This window comes from Streptomyces sp. ISL-99 (genome assembly GCF_018614005.1).
GTDB lineage: Bacteria > Actinomycetota > Actinomycetes > Streptomycetales > Streptomycetaceae > Streptomyces > Streptomyces flavidovirens.
Genome location: NZ_JAGGPC010000022.1, coordinates 311473 through 332854, shown reverse-complemented (window position 1 = coordinate 332854; position 21382 = coordinate 311473). Strand labels below are relative to the sequence as shown.

8 protein-coding genes are annotated in these 21382 nt (G+C 71.6%); 6 read left to right on the top strand and 2 right to left on the bottom strand.

From position 1 onward, the window contains the following. Nucleotides 1-3 precede the first annotated feature (3 nt). Nucleotides 4-360: a hypothetical protein gene (locus J7E91_RS14390; protein ID WP_214903320.1), complete on the top strand. Its 357-nt coding sequence runs from the start codon at nt 4-6 to the stop codon at nt 358-360. Nucleotides 361-418: 58 nt separating this feature from the next. Next, nucleotides 419-1150: a DUF2470 domain-containing protein gene (locus J7E91_RS14385; protein ID WP_214903317.1), complete on the top strand. Its 732-nt coding sequence runs from the start codon at nt 419-421 to the stop codon at nt 1148-1150. A gap of 53 nt (nt 1151-1203) precedes the next feature. Here J7E91_RS14385 and J7E91_RS14380 read toward each other — a convergent pair whose 3' ends face one another. Together J7E91_RS14380 and J7E91_RS14375 are read right to left on the bottom strand one after the other, a co-directional pair. Beyond that, entirely contained in the window at nt 1204-1737 is a 534-nt protein-coding gene (locus J7E91_RS14380) for a MarR family winged helix-turn-helix transcriptional regulator (protein WP_251015617.1), read from the bottom strand. A gap of 127 nt (nt 1738-1864) precedes the next feature. Further along, nucleotides 1865-2812: a methionyl-tRNA formyltransferase gene (locus J7E91_RS14375; protein ID WP_214903314.1), complete on the bottom strand. Its 948-nt coding sequence runs from the start codon at nt 2810-2812 to the stop codon at nt 1865-1867. A gap of 247 nt (nt 2813-3059) precedes the next feature. Here J7E91_RS14375 and J7E91_RS14370 point away from each other — a divergent pair, with 247 nt between their 5' ends. The 4 genes from J7E91_RS14370 to J7E91_RS14355 all read left to right on the top strand — a co-directional run bounded on the left by J7E91_RS14370 (nt 3060) and on the right by J7E91_RS14355 (nt 21353). Further along, complete coding sequence (locus tag J7E91_RS14370; protein WP_214903311.1) at nt 3060-4418, top strand: lysine N(6)-hydroxylase/L-ornithine N(5)-oxygenase family protein; 1359 nt, start codon at nt 3060-3062, stop codon at nt 4416-4418. A 94-nt stretch (nt 4419-4512) separates the two neighbouring features. After that, the gene (locus tag J7E91_RS14365; RefSeq protein ID WP_214903307.1) at nt 4513-5550 is read left to right on the top strand and encodes an iron-siderophore ABC transporter substrate-binding protein; all 1038 of its coding nucleotides are present in this window, start codon (nt 4513-4515) and stop codon (nt 5548-5550) included. 69 nt (nt 5551-5619) lie between these two features. Further along, nucleotides 5620-21147, top strand: coding sequence for a non-ribosomal peptide synthetase (locus J7E91_RS14360; protein ID WP_214903303.1), 15528 nt, complete (start codon nt 5620-5622; stop codon nt 21145-21147). Next, nucleotides 21144-21353 (top strand): MbtH family protein, encoded by a 210-nt coding sequence (locus J7E91_RS14355; protein WP_214903300.1) that lies wholly within the window; start codon nt 21144-21146, stop codon nt 21351-21353. Before J7E91_RS14360 ends, J7E91_RS14355 begins: the two co-directional genes overlap by 4 nt. Nucleotides 21354-21382: the final 29 nt, after the last annotated feature.

The following is a 21382-nucleotide window of genomic DNA, read 5'->3' as shown; positions in this document are numbered from 1 at the left end:
GACGTGAAGCTCCGTGGCGCACTTCTCGTGCTGTTCATGCTCGCCGCCGGCATCGGCCTGGTGCCGCTCCTGATGGGTCTGACCGCGTCCGGCGTGGTCACGTGCCCCGGAGAGAACGTAGGCGCGGACGGCGAGCAGCGTCCCGGCCCGATGCGTCCAGGCGACACCCGCTGCGCGGTGTGGACCGGTCCGAGCGAGACCGGCATCCGGACCTACGAGGAGCAGCGAAACATCCAGGAACGGGACAAGCGGCGCTGGATCGCCGTGGGTTCGTCCCTGACCGCCGGCGGCTTCGCCGGTATCGCAGTGGTGGGAGCCCGGGCCGCTTTCCGGAGCAGGAGAACCGCCCGCTGGTCATAGAGGACCATCCTGAGTTAAGTTAGGCAAGCCTAAGCTTACTCAGGATGGAGGCTCTGGGATGGGTGTTCTGGACGCGTGCGTGGCCCGGCCGACCAGCGCGGAACAGGTCCGCACCGTGGTGGCCGCGGCCGGATCGCTGATGGTGGTCACGGACCGGCACTCCTGGGAGCCGGCCGGCCTGCACACCTTCGACGACCGGGGGCGACTGCTGCTGCGGGTGCCGGACGACTGCGCACTGGCCGCCGAGGTCACCCTCGCGCCGCACGGCATCGTGGCCGCCGTGCTGAGGTTCACCGACGTCGCACCCACCGCCGTGCGCGACCGGGTGCGCGCCCGCGTGACGCTGACCGGCTGGTTCGTTCCGGTCGGCGGGACGTCCCAGGAGTCCGGCCTCGACCTGCGTCTGGACTTCGCGCACGCCGAGCTGGAAACCATGGCGGGGACGGTCGCCGTCGGCCTTGACGAACTCACTCTGGCCCGCCCCGACCCTCTGGCCGCCTACGAGGCCGACATGCTCACCCACCTCGTCGACGACCACAGCGACGTCGTGGCCCTGCTCACCCGACTCGTGGACCCGCGGCTCATGCAGGGCGTACTGCGCGTCACCCCCGTGTCCATGGACCGGTACGGGATCACACTGCGGCTCGAACACGCCGGCGCGCAGCACGACGTGCGGCTGCCCTTCCCCGCTCCGCTGCGTGACGCCGCAGAGGCCGGCGGTCAAGTCCAGGCACTGCTCGCCGCCGCACGCGCATGCCGCCGTCGGTACGGGGCGCCGAGCCGGCCTTGACCGCGTCGCCGCCCGCTTCGCGCCCTCGCGCGCCGACGGGTCACCGCCCACGGTCAGTCGTGGGCGGTGACCGGGTTGACGTGGCCGTGCAGGCGGCGCAGCAGGGAGGCGAGTTGGGTGCGTTCCTCGTCGGTCAGGGGCGCCAGGAGGTCGTCGTCGGCGGCGGAGATGTCGGCGCTGAGGCGGACCAGGGCGGCACGGCCCTCGGGTGTGAGCGTGACTTCGATACGGCGGCGGTCGGCAGAGTCACGAGCGCAGTCTACGTAGCCTGTTTTGACCAGGTCGTTCACGATCTTGACGAGATCACTCTGATTCATGTCCAGCCTGGCCGCCAGCTCCCCCTTGAACTGCGAGCCGAGGTCGGCCAGCAGGGCCAGCAGGGTCAGATGCCACAACCGCAGTCCATGTGCTGTCAGCCGCTCCGAGAGTCTGCGTCGCGCGGCCTTGCCCATGGCGTACATGAGGTACGCGTTGAGGTTCAGCACGCTCGGCGGTGTCGTGTTCATGGGCGGCGGTCGGGAGACCGGGTCCCGGCCGCTGCCCGCGTCGACCGCCTTGTTGCCGCTGTTCCCCCGGGCTCCCTCCATTCGTGAGTCGCTCCTGAGCCGGTCGACTGCTCCATCGTTTCCCCTCCGGTCCGATCGGCGACTTTGACCAAACCTAAGTCGTCCGTGAGTGGTTTGACCGGACGGGCGGGGTGTTGATCACTCGACGTCAAGGGCGGCTGGTGAGGTAACCGCCCATGGAGCGGAAGTAATCGGTCGCGGGCATTTCCTCGCCGTCCTGCGTGCGTATGCGGGTGATGGCGAGGCCGTGATTGCGGCCGGTGCGCGCGTCGGCTCCGGCGACGATCACCACTCCGTTCCCTTCGCGGTAGAAGACGCGGCCGGGAGTGCCGCCGTAACGGCCCTCGGACACGACAGCGGCCAGGATTTCGAGGCGCTTGCCCTTGTGGTAAGTGAACGCGCTCGGATACGGGGCGGACTGGGCCCGCACGAGGCGTTCGAGGTCTTCGGCGGGCCAGTTCCAGTCGATGCGGATGTCCTCGGCGGACCGCTTGTGGAAGAAACTCGCGCGGGACCGGTCCTGCTGGGTGAAGTCGGTGCGCCCGGACGCGATGAGGTCGAGTGCGCCGGTGGTGACCGGGGCGATGAGGTCGACCGTCTTGTGGAACAGATCGGTGGCCGTGTCCTTCGGCCCGACCGGCACCGCGCGCTGGACCACGATGTCGCCGGCGTCGAGCTCCTCGTCCATCATGTGCGCGGTGACGCCCACTTCACGCTCGCCGTTGATCAGAGCCCAGATCAGCGGGGAGAACCCGGCGTACGCCGGCAGCAGCGAATCGTGCACGTTGAGAGTGCCGTGACGGGGGAGGTTGAAGATACGCGGCGGAATCCACGTCCTCCAGTTGTTGGCCACGATGATGTCCGGGGCGGCCTCCTCGAGGGCGGAGAACAGCTCCTCGTCGTCGGGCCGGTTGCGGATCAGCACGGGTACGCCGTGCTCCTCGGCGAGATCGGCGACCGAGTCGCTCCAGATCTTCTCGTACGCGTGCTCACTCCTGGGATGCGTCACGACCATCACCACGTCGTGCTCGGAGTCCAGGAGCGCTCGCAGGGTTCGGTGTCCCCAGGTCTGATAACCGAACATGACGACCCGCATGGGTTCCTCCTCAGGACTGTGATTGACCCGCGCCAGTAAAGCAAGGCTTACCTAAGCGCGCAACGGGCCCAATTTCAGGGCACGTTCACATCCGCGTCTCGTTGGTTGTCCCTTTTATCCCGTCGACAGGTGCGGAGGATCAGGTTAGCTTTACCTAAGTTCTGCTTGGTCGCCGGTCCGTCGGCGTGCCCTGCCCCGTTCTCCTCCCCACCGCCGACAAGCGACTGTCCCGCACGATGGGAGTGACATGTCACAGGCTCTTCCTGACGACGCAACACCGATCCACGACCTCATAGGAATTGGTTTCGGACCGTCCAATGTGGCCATGGCGATAGCGCTCAGCGAGCACAACGCAAGCGTCGGCAGGCAGGAGGCGGTCACTGCTCACTTCTTCGAGCAGCAGCCGGACTTCGGCTGGCACCGCGGCATGCTGATCGACGACGCGACCATGCAGGTGTCCTTCCTCAAGGACCTGGTGACGTTACGAAACCCGGCGAGCGAGTTCAGCTTCCTGTGCTACCTGCAGAGCAGGGGACGGCTCATCGACTTCGTCAACCACAAGAACCTGTTCCCGCTGCGGGTCGAGTTCCACGACTACTTCGAGTGGGCCGCCGCCAAGGTGGACGACATGGTGTCCTACGGGCACGAGGTCGTCGACGTGCGCCCCGTCGTACGCGACGGAGCGGTGGAGTACGTGGACGTGACGGCACGTTCGGGGGCGGAGTTGGTGGTCCACCGGGCCCGTAACCTCGTGATCGGCACGGGGCTGCGGCCCTACATGCCGGAGGGCGTCGACCGTACCGACCGGATCTGGCACAACTCCGACCTGCTGGCGCGGGTGAAGGGCCTGGAGGGCGCCCGGCCGTCCCGCTTCATCGTGGTCGGCGCCGGCCAGAGTGCCGCGGAGAACGTGGCCTTCCTGCACCGGCGTTTCCCCACCGCCGAGGTGTGCGCCGTCTTCTCCCGCTACGGCTACAGCCCCGCCGACGACAGCAGCTTCGCCAACCGGATCTTCGATCCGGCAGCGGTCGACGAGTACTTCACCGCCCCCGACGAGATCAAACGCAAGCTCATGGACTACCACGGCAACACCAACTACTCCGTGGTGGACATCGACTTGATCGACGACCTCTACCGCCAGGAGTACCAGGAGAAGGTCCTCGGCACCGAGCGTCTCCGGTTCCTCAACGTCTCCCGGCTCACCGACGTCGTCGAGACCTCGGGCAAGGTCCGTACGACGGTCGAGTCGCTGGTCACCGGGGAGCGGACACCGCTCGACGCCGACGTCGTCGTCTACGCCACCGGATACCGGTCCGCCGACGGCCTCGGCCTGCTCGGCGAGGTCGAGGGCTTCTGCCACCGCGACGACCAGGGCCGCCCCCGGGTCGAGCGCGACTACCGTGTCGCGGCGGACCCCGCACTGCGCTGCGGAATCTACCTGCAGGGCGGCACCGAGCACACGCACGGCATCACCTCGTCGCTGCTGTCGAACACCGCGATCAGGGTCGGCGAGATCCTTGAGTCGATCGTCGGCCGGAGCCAGGAGCCCACCCCCGGCGGGCCGGGGCGCCGGAACACCGCCGACGAGATCAGCACACCCCTCTAGTCCCGCCTTCCCCCACCATCGCGCCGGCCCGGTGGCCCGTCTCCCGCCGGGTGGCCATGGTGCGCACTGTGAAACCCCGTGAAAGGAAACACCCGTGCCCCTTGGTACACGCACCGCGCTCACGAGAATCGCCGGACACATCCCCCGCGTGACCGTCGCCGCCGTCGCCGCGCTGGCACTGACCGCCTGCGGCAGCAGCGCCAACGGCAAGGCCGAGTCCAAGCCGCCGGGGGAGGCGGACGCGAAGTCCGCGGCCTTCCCGGTCACGGTCGAGCACAAGTACGGCAGTACGAAGATCGAGGCGGAGCCGAAGAAGGTCGTCACGCTCGGCCTGTCGGACCAGGACGCGGTGCTCGCGCTCGGCGTCAGGCCGGTCGGTTCGGTGGACTGGTTCAAGGAGAAGCCGTACGGCAAGTGGCCGTGGACCAAGGAGCTGTGGGGTTCCACGCCGCCCCAGATCGTGGGTGAGCGAGACGAGTACAACATGGAGAAGATCGCGGCGCTCAAGCCGGACCTGATCGTCGCTCAGTACTCCGGCATGAAGAAGGAGCAGTACGACACCCTGTCCCAGATCGCGAAGGTGGTCGCCCAGCCCAAGGGCCACGAGGACTACCAGGCGTCGTGGCAGGTCATGACGAAGCAGATCGGCAAGGCCCTCGGCAAGGACGCCGAGAGCGAGAAGCTGATCGCCGGAATCGACGCGCGCTTCAAGGCGGTTCGCGACAAGCACCCCGAGTGGAAGGGCAGGACCGTAGCCGTCGGCGAGCCGTACGGAGGCAAGTACTCCGCGTTCTCGCCCCGGGACCCGAAGGTCATGTTCCTCACCGAGATGGGCTTCACCACCTCCGCGGCCTATGAGAAGGCGCTGGGCAAGCAGAACATCGCCGAGCTCAGCTCCGAGCGCCTCGACGTCATGGACGCCGACCGGACGGTGTGGCTGGGCACTCCCGAGTCGGAGAAGGCCGTGAAGGCCGACCCGCTCTACAAGAAGACCAAGGTCCACCAGGAGAAGCGGGACCTGTTCCTGCCGTACAACAGCCCGGACATCGGCGCCGCGCTGTCCTTCAACACCGTGCTGAGCATCCCGTACGCCATCGACGAGGTGGTGCCGAGGCTGGAGGCCGTCAAGTAGGAGCGACGTGGGGCCGGCGCCGACTGACGACTCACCACTGAGACACGACCAGGGAAAGGCCAACGAACGATGTCTGACGCCGAGTTGGACCGGACAACCGCTGCACCCGCTGCCGGGACACCTGTCACCGGTGGGCAGTCCGGCATCTGGCTTGCCCAGCAGATCGAGCCGGACAGCTCGGCCTGCAACATCGCGTTCGTCCTGGAGCTGTGCGGTGACGTCGACCTCGCCCGCCTGACCGCCGCCGTGCGGCAGGCGGTCGAGGAGGCGGAATGCCTGCACGTGTGCCTGAGCCTCGACGGCGGGGAGCCACGCCAGACACCCACGCGGTTCCCCGTCGACGTCCCCACCATCGACCTGCGCGGCGTTCCGGATCCCGACAGCGCTGCCGCGGACTGGACGGAAGCCGACCGCGACCGGCCCGCCGATCTCGCGCACGGTCCGCTGTTCGCCCATGCACTGCTGCGGCTCACGGACGACCGCGTCCTGTGGTACCAGCGCTACCACCACATCGTCCTCGACGGGATGGGCGTCGCACTGATCAGCCGCCGGGCAGGTGAGCTCTACACCGCCGGCGAACAGGCCGGCGCCACCGACTGGGCGCTGTCCCGGCTGGTGGGCGCCGACCGGGCCTACCGTGAGTCCGAGCAGTACCGGGCGGACCGCGCGTACTGGCTGAGCCGACTGGCCGGCCGGCCGGAGCCCGTGCGTCTCGTCGAGCGCGCGTCGGCGCCGACGACCCGCCGGGTCCGGCGCACCGCGGAACTGTCGCCGCGGGACACTGCCCGGCTGCGCGGGGCGGCGGCGGGCGCCGGCGTCCGCCTGTCCCGTCTGATGGTGGCGGCGGTGGCCGCTTACGTGCACCGTGTCACGGGCGAGCAGGACCTCGTCCTCGGCCTGCCGGTCGCCGCCAGGCCGGACGCGGAGTCGGCGGGCGTCCCCGGCATGGTGTCCAACGTCCTCCCGCTGCGCGTCGCCGTTCACGGGGGCATGACCGGATCCGAGCTCGTGGACGCGGTGCGGTGTGCGATCGCCGCGGCGGTCGAGCACGGGCGCTACCGCGCCGAGGACCTGGCAAGGGACCTGGGGCTGACCGACGGCGTACCGGAGCTGGTCGGCCCGACGGTCAACATCCTGCCCGGCGGCGAGGGGCTGCGCTTCGGTGAGCACGAGGCCGACCTGCGTCCCCTGTGGCTCGGCCCGGTCAGCGACCTGGCGGTCACCGTCGCGGAGGCTGGTGCGGGCAACAGCATCCGCATCCACTTTGACGCGGACTCGCAGGTGTGCGACGAGCGGACGCTGACCGACCACGAGCGCCGTTTCCTCATGATGCTGAACGCCATGGCCGACGGGATGGACCGCCCCATCGGTCACGCCGAGCTGATCTCCGGCGCCGAGCGGGCACAGCTGCTCGACGATTTCGGAGTCTCGCCCCGCGAGGTCCCCGAACTGTCCTGGCCCGCCGCGTTCGAGCGCCAGGTACGCCGCTCGCCGGACGCCGTCGCGCTCGTGTGCGAGGACCGGGAGCTTTCGTACGCCGAGCTCAACGCCTGTGCGAACCGGCTGGCCCGGCTCCTGATCGCGCGGGGTGTACGGGCCGAGGACGTCGTCGCCGTGGCCGTCCCGCGCTCGCCCGAGCTGGTCATCTCCCTGCTGGCGGTGATGAAGGCAGGGGCGGCGTACCTGCCGCTGGACGCCGACCACCCCCAGGACCGGATCGCCTACATGCTGTCCGACGCGGGCGCGCGGACCGTCGTCACCACACGCGGGACGGCCGGTGAACTGCCCGCACGGCCCGGCGTCCGGCAGATCCTCCTCGACGACCCGTCCGTGGCCGCCGAAGCCGCCGCACTCGACGACTCGGACCCCGGCCTGCCGATCGCCCTGAACCAGGCCGCGTACGTCATCTACACCTCGGGCTCCACCGGCCGCCCGAAGGGCGTGGTGGTCCCGCACGACGGCGTCGGCAGCCTGATCGCCACAGCGACCGAGCGGATCGGCGTCGACGCGGACAGCCGCGTCGTGCAGTTCGCCTCGGCCGGCTTCGACGTGACGGTCTGGGACCTGATCATGTCGCTGTGCGTCGGCGGCCGGAGCATCATCGTCCCCACCGAGCGCCGGGTCGCCGGGCACGCCCTCACCGACTACATCGAGGAGCACCTGGCCACCCACATGATCCTGCCGCCGTCGCTCGTCTCGGCGCTGCCGCAGGACTGCGAACTGCCCGAGGGCGCGGTGCTCGTGGTCGGCACCGAGGCGGTGCCGAGCGAGCTGATCGCGCGCTGGGCCGAGCGGCTGCGCGTCGTCGTCGCCTACGGTCTGACCGAGGCGACGGTCAACTCGACGCTGTGGCTCGCCCGGGCCGACCGGCAGGGGCCCGCACCGATCGGCCGACCCGACCCCAACACCCGTGCCTACGTGCTCGATTCGGCACTGCGCCCGGTCCCCGTGGGCGCCGAGGGGGAGCTGTACGTCGCCGGGCGCGGCCTGGCCCGCGGTTACCTGGGCAGGCCGGGGCTGACCTCGGAGCGGTTCGTGGCCGACCCGTTCGGAGCGCCGGGTGCGCGGATGTACCGTACCGGCGACCGGGTCCGCTGGAGCGCCGACGGCGACCTGGAGTTCCTCGGCCGCGCGGACGGCCAGCTCAAGATCCGGGGGCACCGGATCGAACCGGGCGAGATCGAGAGCGCGTTCATGGCCTGCCCGGGCATCGCCCAGGCCGCCGTCCTCGTACGGGAGGACCACCGGGGCCACAAGCGTCTCGTGGCCTATCTGGTCGGTGAGGGCGCCGCGAACGCCGACGCGTCCGTGGCGGCGGCGCGCGGGCAGGTGGCGCAGGCGCTGCCGGACTCCATGGTGCCGTCGGCCGTCGTCCTCCTGGACGGCCCCCTTCCGCTGACGCCCAACGGAAAGCTCGACACCCGCGCGCTGCCCGAGCCGCGGTGGACGGCGATGACCGGTGACGCCGCGCCGACGACCCCCGCCGAGACCGCTCTCGCCGCGCTGTTCGCGGAGCTTCTCGGCCTGCCTTCGGTGGGTGTCCACGACAGCTTCTTCGAACTCGGCGGCGACAGCATCGTCGCGATCCAGCTGGTGGGCCGCGCCCGTGCGGCCGGGCTGGCGATCACGCCCCGCGACGTCTTCCGGCGCCGTACGGTCGCGGCACTCGCCGATGCCGCGGGCGCCGGCACCGGCACCGGCACCGCGAGCCCGGTCGAGCTCGACGAGACGGCGCTGCCGGTGTCACCGCTGCAGGAAGGCTTCTTCTTCCACACGCAGTTCGACGAAGAGGCCTGCGACCTGTATCTGGTCCAGGAACTCTTCGACCTCGCGGGCCCCGTCGACGCGCAGCGGCTCCGGCAGGCCCTGCAGGGGCTGCTCGACCGGCACCCGCTGCTGCGTGCCGGATTCCGCCAGCTGCCCGGCGGACAGGTCGTTCAGCGGCTCGCGGCGAACGTGACGCTGCCGTGGGCGGAGGCCGACGTATCGGGACAGGGGCTTGAGGAACTGCTGCGGGCGGACCGGACCGAACGGTTCGACCTCGCCCGGCCACCGCTGATACGCGCCACCCTGATCCGGGACGGGCAACGCCACCGGCTCCTGCTCACGCTGCACCACATCATCGCCGACGGCTGGTCGGTGTCCGTTCTGCTGCGCGAGCTGCTCGCGGCCTACCGGGGTGAAGAGCTTCCGCCCCCGGTCGCCCCGCACGCGTACCTGTCCTGGCTGGCGGGCCGCGACCGTGACACGGCACGGAACGCGTGGCGGCTCGCGCTGGCCGGCCTGGCGGGACCGACGCGGCTGACCGCGCCGGACACCGCGCGGACCGACGCCGGGAGCCGGCCGCAGGCCCGGCCGGACCACGTCGACGTCCGGTTGCCCGAGCGGCTCACCACGGACCTCGCCGCCTACGCCCGGGCGCACGGTCTCACCATGAGCACCGTCGTCCACGGTGCCTGGGGCCTGTTGCTGGGCGGGCTCACCGGCAGTCCGGACGTCGTGTTCGGCACGACGGTGTCCGGCCGCACCACCGAGGTCGACGGTCTCGGCGCCGCCGTGGGCCTGTTCATCAACACGGTCCCCGCGCGGGTGCGCATGCGGCCGGAGGACTCTCTGACCGAGTTGCTGCTGCGCGTGCAGGACGAGCAGGCCGGGCTGCTGGACCACCACCACCTCGGTCTCGCCGAGATCCAGCGGGCCGCCGGCGGCGGGGAACTGTTCGACACCCTGGTGGTGTTCGAGAACTACCCGGCCCAGGAACCGGCCCAGGACCCCGCCCCAGAACCGGCTTCCGGGCCGGGAGACGCGCTGCGCATCGCCGGCACCGAGGTGTTCGACGCGGTGCACTACCCGCTCGCCCTCGTCGTCCAGCCCGGCCAGCGCCTGGGACTGCGCTTCAAGCACGACGCGGCCCGGCTCGACCACACGGCGGTCACCGTGCTGGCCGCCCGGTTCACGACCCTGCTGGAGACCGTGGTGACCGACCCGGGCCGGCGCATCGCCCAGGTCGGCCTGCTGTCCGTACACGAGCAGGAGCGCCTGGCCGAGCTCAACGCGACGGCGCACACGGTGCCCGGTCACACGCTCGCCTCGGCCTTCGCCGCGCAGGTGGCGAAGACGCCGCAGGCCACGGCAGTGGTCTTCGAGAACACCAGGCTCTCGTACGCGGAACTCGACCGGCGGGCCGAAGCGCTGGCGCGGCGGCTCCGGGCGGGCGGCGCCGGGCCGGAGCAGTTCGTCGCGGTCGCCGTCCCGCGCTCGGCCGAACTGATGGTGGCGCTTGTGGGCGTCCTCAAGTCGGGTGCGGCGTACTTGCCCGTCGATCCGGACTACCCCGCCGACCGGGTGGCGTTCATGCTCGCCGACTCCGGGGCACGCACCGTCGTGACCACGGCCGCCGCGGCCGGGCGGCTGCCCGCCGTCGGCGGACCGGAGCGGATCGTTCTCGAACACGCCGAACATGCCCGAGACGCGGAAAACGCCGTGGAGGCCTCCGACGTACCGGGCGAGCAGGCCGGTCCCGACCACCCCGCATACCTGATCTACACCTCCGGCTCCACCGGGCGGCCCAAGGGCGTCGCGGTCACCCACCGGGCGATCGTCAACCGGCTCGCCTGGATGCAGGGCCAGTACGGACTCGACTCGCAGGACCGGGTGCTGCAGAAGACCCCGTCGAGCTTCGACGTATCGGTGTGGGAGTTCTTCTGGGCGCTCCTCGAAGGCGCCACGGTCGTCCTCGCCCGACCCGACGGCCACCGGGACCCGGCCTACCTCGCCGAGCTGATCCGCGCCGAACGGATCACGACGCTGCACTTCGTGCCCTCGATGCTGGCCGCGTTCGTCCAGGTCATGGAGGCCGGGGCGGGCGCGCCCGACTGGGCGGCGAGCCTGCGGCGGGTGTTCTCCAGCGGGGAGGCGCTCACCGGCGGGACCGCCCGGAGCTGGTGGGAACTGACCGCCCGTTCAGGGCGCGGCCCCGTACCGCTGCACAACCTCTACGGGCCCACCGAGGCGGCCGTGGACGTGACCTGGTTCCCCTACGCGGGCGGCACAGAGCTGTCCGTCCCGATCGGCCGCCCGGTGTGGAACACGCGGCTGTACGTGCTCGACGCCTTCCTGCGCCAGGTTCCTGACGGGGTGCCCGGTGAGCTCTACCTCGCCGGTGTCCAGCTGGCCCGTGGCTACCACGACCGGCCCGGCCTGACCGCCGACCGGTTCGTGGCCGATCCCCACGGCGCGCCGGGGGAGCGGATGTACCGCACCGGCGACCTGGTCCGGCGGCGCGCGGACGGAGCTGTCGAGTACCTGGGGCGCACCGACCGGCAGGTCAAGATCCGTGGCAACCGGATCGAGCTGGGCGAGATCGAGGCGATGCTGTCGGCGCAGCCGGGCGTCGCCCGCGCGGCCGTGATCGTCCGCGACGGCGCACTGGTCGGCTACGCCGTGCCCGCAGCGGGTGCGGACGGCCTGGATGCCGGCGCCCTGGATGCCGGCGCCCTGGATACCGGCGCCCTGGACGCCGACGCCCTGCGCTCCGCGCTCGCCGACGCGCTGCCCGCGACGATGGTGCCGGGCGCGGTCGTGATCCTCGGCGAACTGCCGCTGACGCCCAGCGGCAAGCTCGACCAGAACGCCCTGCCCCTGCCCGCCCCGGCCGCCGCCGGCGCCGGTGGACGCGAGCCGCGCGACGAGCGCGAGCGCGTACTGTGCGAGATCTTCGCCGCCGTGCTCGGGATCGACGAGGTCGGTACGGACGACGACTTCTTCGCGCTCGGCGGGGACAGCATTCTGTCCATCCTGGTCGCGGGCCGCGCTCGCCGGGCCGGTATGCCGATCAGCCCTCGCCAGATGTTCGAACACCGCACACCCGCCGCGCTGGCGGCGGCCGCCGGGGACACCGCGGAATCCGCCCCTGCGGCAGTTCCCGACACCGACGGAGTGGGCGACGTCCCCCTGCTGCCGATCGTGCACTGGCTCCGCGAGCACGGCGGACCGGTCAACCGCTTCAACCTGTCCATGCTGCTCCAGGCGCCCGCCGCCGCGGATCTCGATTCCCTGACCCGGGTTTTGCAGGCGGTCCTCGACCACCACGACGCTCTGCGGCTCACGCTCTCCCGGATGGATCTCGGACCAGGGATTCCCGGCCTGTGGTCGACGCGGACGCGTCCCGCCGGCGCCGTGGACGCGGCCACCCTGCTGCGGCGTGTCGACGTACGCGGGCTGGATGACGCCGGTCTCCGCGCGGTGATCGCCGAGGAGTCCGACGCCACCGCCTCCCGGCTCGATCCTGATGCCGGAATCATGCTGCGGGCCGTGTGGTTCGACACGTCCGGCGACGGGCCGGGACGGCTGCTGCTCGTCGTCCACCACCTGGCGGTCGACGGCGTGTCCTGGCGCATTCTGCTGGGCGACCTCGCCACCGCGTGGGCCGCGGTCTCCCGTGGGCAGCGGCCCGCGCTGGAGCCGGTGCCCACGTCCCTGCGACGGTTCGCACGCGAGGTCGCCGAGCAGGCGACCTCACCGCAGCGGCAGGCCGAACTGCCGTACTGGGCACGGACGCTGGCGCCCGGAGCCGAACTGGTCACCGGCGCCAGCCGTGCCGGAACGGCCGGTTCGGCGCGGGAACACACCGTGTCCCTGTCCACCGAGGACACCCGGGCGCTGCTCACGACGGTGCCCGCCGCTGCCGGGGCCGATGTCACCGAGGTTCTCCTCGCCGCACTGCGCCTCGCCGTGTCCCGGTGGCGCGGCGGGGAGGACAGCGACCTGCTGGTGGATCTCGAACGCCACGGACGGGCCGCGACCGGCCTCGACCTGTCGCGCACCGTGGGCTGGTTCACCGGCCTGCATCCCGTACGTCTGCCCGCCGCCGACGGGGCACTCGACGTACTCAAGCTGGTGAAGCAGACCGTGCGGTCGGCGCCGGACTCCGGCGCGGGGTACGGCATGCTGCGCTACCTCAACCCGCAGCTCGCCCCCGTCTTCGCCCCACTGGCCGGCGCGCAGGTGCTGTTCAACTACTTCGGCCGGCTCGCCGCCGAGCAGACCCGTGACTGGGCGCCCGTGGCCGAGGCCGACGCGCTGCGCGTCGGACCCGACGCCGGCCAGGCGATGCCGTACCCGCTCCAGGTCAACGCGGTGTGCGCCGACACGCCCCACGGCCCCCGGCTGCGCGCCACCTGGACCTGGACCGAGGGTGACGCGCTGACCGCGCAGGACGTGCGGGCGCTCGGCAGCGCGTGGGTGGAGGCACTGCGCGAACTCGTCACGCAGGCGGCACAGTCCGGACCGGTGCCGGCGCTCACCCCGTCGGACGTGCCGCTGGTCCGGCTCGGCCAGGCCGGCATCGACCTGGTCGAACGCCTCAGCCCGGCCCCCGTCACCGACATCTGGCCGCTGTCGCCGCTGCAGGAAGGCATCTACTTCCACGCCAGCTACGACACGGCGGCCCTGGACGTCTACACCGCCCAGGACAGCTTCGACTTCGATCACCGCCTCGACGCCGAGCGGCTCCGTGCGGCGTGCGCGACGCTGCTGCGCAGGCACCCGAGCCTGTGCGCGGGCATCACCAGTGACGGTCTGCCGGGACCGGTGCAGTTCGTCTGCGCGGCGGCCGGGGTCCCGGTGCCGCTGACCGAGGTGGACCTGACCGCGCTGCCCGAGCAGGAGCGGCAGGCACGGCTGGCCGAGATCTCCGACGCGGACCGGCGGCAGCGGTTCGACCTGGCCGCGCCTCCGCTGTTCCGGCTCAAGCTGATCCGGCTCGGCGAGCACACCGACCGCCTGATGCTCACTCACCACCTCGTGGCCTGGGACGGCTGGTCGCAGTCCCTGTTCCTCGACGAACTCCTCGGCCTGTACGCGGCCGCGGGCGACGACACCGCGCTGCCCGTGCCCGGCAGCTACCGCTCCTACCTGAGCCGGCTGGACGGACAGGACTTCGACGCGGCCCGTCAGGCGTGGCGGCACGCACTGGCCGGGCTCGACGAGCCGACGCTCGTCGCGCGCGACCGTGGAGCCGAGCCGACGATCCCGCGGCGCACCACCCACGATCTGTCTCCGGAGCTCAGCGACCGCCTGCGGGCATGCGCCCGCGCGCACGGCCTGACCATCAACGCGGTGCTGTCGGCCGCATGGGCCCTCGTCCTGTCCGCGACCGTGGGCCGCCACGACGTGGTGTTCGGCGCCACGGTCGCCGGACGCCCGGCCGACGTGCCCGGCGTGGACACGACGATCGGCATGTTCCTCAACACGGTGCCCCTGCGGGTCACCCTCGACCCCGACGAGCCGGTCGCGGACCTGCTGCGCCGTATGCAGACCGAGCGTGTCGCCCTGATGGACCACGAATACCTCGGCCTGTCCGAGCTCCAGCGGGCCGGCGGCCACACCACCCTCTTCGACACCCTGTACGTGCTGCAGAACTTCGCCGACGAAGGAGCCTTCCGCCGGCTGACCGAGCGGCACGGCATCATCGGCGTGGGCAGCGTGGACGCCACCCACTACCCCATGACCCTGATCGTCAACCCGGCCGACGTCGTCCGGGTGAAGCTGGAGTACCGCCCGGACCTGGTCGACGACGACCACGCCGAGGCCACGCTGGAACGCTTCGCAACCCTGGTGGAGCGGCTGACCGCCGATGCCTCGGCGCGCGTCGGCACCCTGGACCTGCTGCTGCCCGGCGAGCGTGCCGCACTGCTCGCCGAGTGGGAGTCCAGCACCGACGCGGTGCCGAACGAGACCGTCGCCGACATGCTCGCGGCTCAGGTCGCCCGCACCCCGGACGCGGTGGCGCTGGTGTTCGGCGAGCGCGCCCTCACCTACGTGGAGCTGGACGCGCAGATCAACCGGCTCGCCCGGCTGCTGCTCGCCCGTGGCGCCGGGCCGGAGAAGGCCGTCGCCCTCGCCCTGCCGCGTTCGATCGAGATGGTCGTGGCGCTGTTCGCCGTACTGCGTACCGGCGCCGCCTACCTGCCGCTCGACCTCGACCACCCCGCCGACCGGCTGCGCCTGATGATCGAGGACACCGGGCCCATGTGCCTGCTGTCCACGACGCCGGTCGCCCCGGCGCTGCGGGGGGAGACGGGAGCCCCCGCCCCCGAACTCCTGCTTGACGACCCGGCCGTCACCGCCGAACTCGCCGGTCTGCCGGGCGGGGAGATCACCGACACCGAGCGGCCCGCGTTCGCGCGCACCGTGGCGGACCGGCTGGAACACCCGGCGTACGTCATCTACACCTCCGGCTCCACCGGCAGGCCCAAGGGCGTCGTCACCCCGTACCGGGGACTGACGAACATGCAGCTCAACCACCAGAAGGAGATCTTCGACCCGGCGATCGCCTCGGCCGGCGGACGACGGCTGCGCATCGCGCACACCGTCTCCTTCGCCTTCGACATGTCCTGGGAAGAGCTGCTCTGGCTCGTCGAGGGGCATGAAGTGCACGTCTGCGACGAGGAGTTGCGCCGCGACGCCGAAGCGCTCGTGGCCTACTGCGACCGGCACCGCGTCGACGTGGTCAATGTGACGCCGACGTACGCCCAACTGCTGATCGAGGAGGGCCTGCTCGACCACGACGAGGCAGCCGGAAAGCACCGGCCCGCCCTGGTGCTCCTCGGCGGTGAGGCCGTGTCCGACACGGTGTGGACCCGGCTGCTCCGTACCGAGGGCACGTACGGCTACAACCTGTACGGCCCGACCGAGTACACCATCAACACCCTCGGCGGGTCCACCACCGACAGCCCGACCCCCACCGTCGGCATGCCGATCCGCAACACCCGCGCCCACGTGCTCGACACGATGCTGCGCCCGGTCCCGCCCGGCTGCCCCGGCGAGCTGTACATCGCCGGCACAGGTCTCGCCCGCGGCTACCACGAACGGCCCGGCCTGACGGCGGAGCGGTTCGTCGCCGACCCGTTCGGCACCCCCGGCGAGCGGATGTACCGCACCGGCGACCTCGTCCGCAGGCGTGCCGACGGTCTCATCGACTTCCTCGGCCGTACCGACGACCAGGTCAAGATCCGTGGCTACCGGATCGAACTGGGCGAGATCTCCACCGCCCTGGCCGCACACCCCGAGGTCGCGCACGCCGCGGTCGTCGTGGCCGAGACCGCCGGGACCAAACGCCTGGCGGGTTACGTCGTACCCGAGGAAGGCACGGGAGAAAGCGAACCGCTGCTCCGGCGGCTGCGCGAGCACCTGAAGGCCGGGCTGCCCGACTACATGGTCCCGGCCGCGCTGGTGACCGTCGAGACCCTTCCGCTGACCGTCAACGGCAAGCTCGACACCAAGGCCCTCCCCGCCCCGGACTTCGCCGGGCCGCGCATCAGCCGCCCGCCCCGCTCGCCGCAGGAGGAGACGCTCTGCGCGCTCTTCGCCGAAGTGCTCTCGCTTGCGGAGGGCAGCGTGGGAATCGACAGCGACTTCTTCGAGCTGGGCGGCCACTCCCTGCTGGCCACCAGGCTGATCAGCCGCGCGCGCACCGCGCTGAGCACGGAGCTGGCGATCCGGGACCTTTTCGAAGCGCCGACCGTGGCCGAGCTGGTGGAACGGGCAACCGCCTCGCTCGCCCCCGCCCGCCCGGCGCTGACGGCCGGCGAGCGGCCCGCGGAGCTGCCGCTGTCCCACGCCCAGCAGCGGCTGTGGGTCATCCAGCAGATCGAGTGCACCTCGGCCGCGTACAACTTCCCGCTCGTGATGCGGCTGCGCGGCCCGCTCGACGTGGACGCGTGGCGAGCGGCGCTGACCGATGTGACGGTACGCCACGAAGCGCTGCGGACCGTCTTCGCCGAGCGCGACGGCCAGGCGTTCCAGCGCGTCCTGCCGACCGAGCAGGCGCAGCCGGTGGTGGAGTGCCTGCGCGCCCGTGAGGACGAGCTGGCCGGGATCGTCGACACCACCGTCAACCGCCCGTTCGATCTCGCCACCGAACTGCCCCTTCGGGCTACGGTCGTCGAGGTGGCCCCCGAGGACCATGTCGTCGTCCTGCTGCTGCACCACGTCACCACCGACGAATGGTCGGACCGGCCCTTCCTGCGCGACCTGGCCACCGCCTACGCCGCCCGCAGGACCGGCTCGGCGCCGAAGTGGGAGCCGCTGCCCGTCCAGTACGCCGACTACGCGCTGTGGCAGCAGCGGCTGCTCGGTGACCCCGCCGACCCGCAGAGCGTGGCCGCCGGGCAGCTGGAGTACTGGCGCACGACGCTGGAGGGCGCCCCCGAGGAGATCGAGCTGCCGGCCGACCGGCCCCGGCCAGCACGGCCGGCCTTCACCGGAGCCGAACTCGGCATCGAGTTCGACACCCCGGCCTACCAGGGGCTGAGGCGACTGGCCCGGGAGAGCGGCGCCAGCATGTTCATGGTGGTGCACGCGGCCGTCGCCGCGCTGCTCCACCGCATGGGCGCCGGTACGGACATCCCCCTCGGCTCGCCCATCGCCGGGCGGAGCGACGAGGCACTCGACGAACTGGTCGGCTTCTTCGTCAACACGCTCGTACTGCGGACCGACCTCAGCGGCGACCCGAGCTTCACCGAGCTGCTGGCCCGGGTACGTGACACCGACCTGGCCGCGTTCTCCCACGCGGACGTGCCGTTCGAGTCCGTGGTCGAGAAGCTGAACCCGACGCGCTCGCTCGCCCGCAACCCGCTGTTCCAGGTGATGGTCGGCTACCACAACCGCACCGGCGACGAGCTGGAACTGCCCGGACTCCGGGTGGAGTACGTGCCGTTCCGGATCCGGTCGGCCAAGTTCGACCTCGTGTTCAGCTTCACCGAGCGGGTGCCGGCCGACGGGGACGAGGGCGCGCTCAGCTGCCGGCTGGAGTTCGCCACCGAGCTGTTCGACCAGGAGACCGCCGAGCGGCTCGGCGACCGCCTGCGGCGGCTGGTCACGGAGCTGGTCACCGCACCGCGGCAGCCGGTCTCACGGGCCGCAGTGCTCACGGCCGACGAACGGCAGCGGGTCCTGGAGTGCTTCAACGCCACCGAGCGGGTGGTCGACGAGTCCGCGCTGCCGGGCCTGTTCGCCCGGCAGGTCGCCGAGCGGCCGGACGCGGTGGCCGTCGTGGAGCGGTCGAGGACGGTGACCTACGCGCAGCTGGACGCCCGGTCCAGCCGGATCGCACGGCTGCTGGCCGCGCGCGGGGCGGGAGCGGAGAGCGTGGTCGGCGTGGCCGTGACCCGCTCGGCCGACATGGTCGCGACGGTGCTCGCCGTACTCAAGCTGGGTGCCGCGTTCCTGCCGCTCGACCTCGTACACCCCGCGGACCGGCTCACGTACATGATCGAGGACTCCGGGGCCGCCCTCGTCGTCGGCACCGAACCGGTGGCCGGGAAGATCCCCGAAGTGGCGGGCGTACCCGTGGTACTGCTCGACGCCCCGGAAACCGCGTCCGAGCTCGACCGGCTGCCCGGGACCGAGGCGGACGGAGCGCCGGTGCGCCTCGACCAGGCGGCGTACGTCATCTACACCTCCGGTTCGACCGGCAGGCCCAAGGGCGTCGTCGTCCCGCACGACGGCATCTCCAGCCTGGTCGCCACCGCCGTCGACCGGATGGGCCTGCGACGCGACAGCAGGGTGCTGCAGTTCGCCTCGATCGGCTTCGACGTGTTCGCGTTCGAACTGTCGATGGCGCTGTGCCGGGGTGGCCGGCTCGTGCTCATACCCGACGAGGCACGCGTCGCCGGACCCCCGCTCACCGACTTCCTGGCCGACCAGCGGATCACCCACATGATCCTGCCGCCCTCCCTGGTGTCGGCACTGCCCACCGGCTGCGAACTGCCCGAAGGGTCGACGATCCTGGTCGGCACCGAGACGGTGCCGCCGGACCTGTTCGACCGCTTCGGCGCCACGGCCAACCTGATCTGCGCGTACGGGCTCACCGAGGCGACGGTCAACTCCACGCTGTGGCCCGCACGGCAGGCCGGCGGACGGCCCACCGGACGGGTGCCGATCGGGCAGCCGGACCCCAACACGGTCTGCTATGTGCTGGACGACCGGCTGTGCCCGGTCCCGCCCGGCGTGGCGGGCGAGCTGTACGTCTCCGGACGCGGACTCGCCCGCGGTTACCTCGGCAAGTCAGCGCTGACCTCCGAGCGGTTCGTCGCCGACCCGTTCGGCCCGCCCGGCAGCCGGATGTACCGCACCGGCGACCGCGCACGCTGGCGCGGGGACGGCAACCTCGACTTCCTCGGCCGGGTCGACAACCAGGTGAAGATCCGCGGCTTCCGCATTGAGCTGGGCGAGATCGAGGCAGCGCTCACCGGCCACCCGGCGGTCAGCCAGGCCGCCGTGGTGCCCGACCGCGACGGCGACATCGTGCGGCTGGTGGCCTATGCCGTACCGGACAGCGGAGAGCTCGACCCGCAGGCGCTGCGTACGCACGTCGCCGGGCTGCTGCCCGAGTACATGGTCCCCGCCCTCGTGGTGCCACTGGACGGTCCGCTGCCCCTGACCCCCAACGGAAAGCTGGACCGCAAGGCGCTGCCCGCGCCGGACTGGTCCGGCATGACCGGTGACGCACGCCCGGCCACCGGCACGCAGGTCCGCCTGGCGGAGCTGTTCGCGGAGATCCTCAAGCTGGAGACCGTCGGCATCCACGACAACTTCTTCGCCCTGGGCGGCCATTCGTTGGCGTCGATGCGGCTGCTCGGCCGGATCCGCTCCGAGTTCGGGGCCGAGCTGAGCATCCGTGACGTCTTCGACGCGCTGACCGTCGCCGGTATCGCGGCCAAGCTCGAAGGCGCGGCGGCCGCCCGGCCGGCGCTGCGCCCCGCCGGGCACCGTGCCGACGGTGCCGGGCGGCGGGTCGCCCCCGTACAGCGGTGGCAGTGGTCTTCGTACCGCCGGCACGCCGCCTTCGACCACGCACTCGTGCTGCGCTCGCCCGGAGGTCTGGACACGGACGCGCTGTCAGCCGCGCTGGACGACGTGGTGGCACGGCACGAGCCGCTGCGCACCGTCTTCACCGAGCGGGACGGAGCCGTCCGCCAACGGGCGGCCCGAGCCCCGGCCCTGGAACAGGAGCAGTGCGCGGACCTGGACGCCCGGCTCGCCGAACTCGCCGCGCGGGCACCGGATCTGTCACAGGAACCGCCCCTGCGCGCCCGGTTGCTCACCTGTGCGGACGGTACCCAGGCGGTGCTGCTGACCACGCACTACCTCGCCGTCGACGAATGGTCGGTGGTGCCCTTGTTCCGCGACCTCACCACGGCGTACGCCGCCCGGACGCACGGACGGCAGCCGCGGTGGCAGCCACTGCCGGTGACCTACGGCGACTACACCCACTGGGCACACGAGGTGCTCGGCGACCTCGCGGACCCCGAAAGTCTCGGCGGGCGGCAGCTCGCGTACTGGCAGCAGACGCTGCAGGGCATACCGCGTGAGCTGGCGCTGCCGACGGACCCGCCGCGTCCCGCCGTACCCGGACCACCCGGCCACGACGGCGACCACGTCGGCTTCGTCCTCGACGAACGACTCCACGCCGACGTGGACAACCTGGCGCGGGCGACCGGCACCAGCATGTTCATGGTGCTGCATGCGGCGCTGTCGGCGCTGCTCACCGCCCACGGTGCGGGCACCGACCTGCCGATCGCCACCATGGTCGCCGGCCGCGGCGACGACCAACTGGCAGATCTGGTCGGCTGCTTCTTCAACACCGTGGTGCTGCGCACCGACACCGCCGGGGACCCGGCGTTCACGGAGCTGCTGACGCGGGTGCGGGAGACGACGCTCAGCGCCCTGGACCGGCAGGACGTCCCGTTCGACGAGGTGGTACGGGCGACTGGCCTCCGCCCGCAGGGGCCGCAGGTCATGGTGATCCACCATGAGCAGGCGGACCTCGGGGAACTCGCGGGCGGCATGGGCTCCTTCCACGCCGTCCCGACCGGCTCGACGAGGGCGGAGCTGACGCTCAGCTTCTACGAGCCGCGCGGCGACGGGCCGGTGCGCTGCGAGCTGATCCACGCGACCGGACTGCTCGGCCGTGCCAAGGCACGGCAGCTCGCCGACGAACTCCAGGCGCTGCTGCGCAGGGCGGCGGCCGACCCCGAGCAGCCGCTCTCGGAGCTGTTCACCGTAATGTCCACGAGGAGTGACGACGTATGACAACCAACCCGTTCGAGGACCCGCAGGGCCGTTTCCTGGTCCTGGTCAACGACGAGAACCAGCACTCGCTGTGGCCGTCCTTCGCGGAGGTGCCGGCGGGGTGGCGGACCGTCTTCGGTGAGGACACACGGGACGCCTGTCTCGCCTACGTGGAAGCCAACTGGACCGATCTGCGGCCCGCGAGTCTGGTCGCCCAGCAGAGCTGACCCCCTGCTGCGAAGGCCCCTGGAATTCG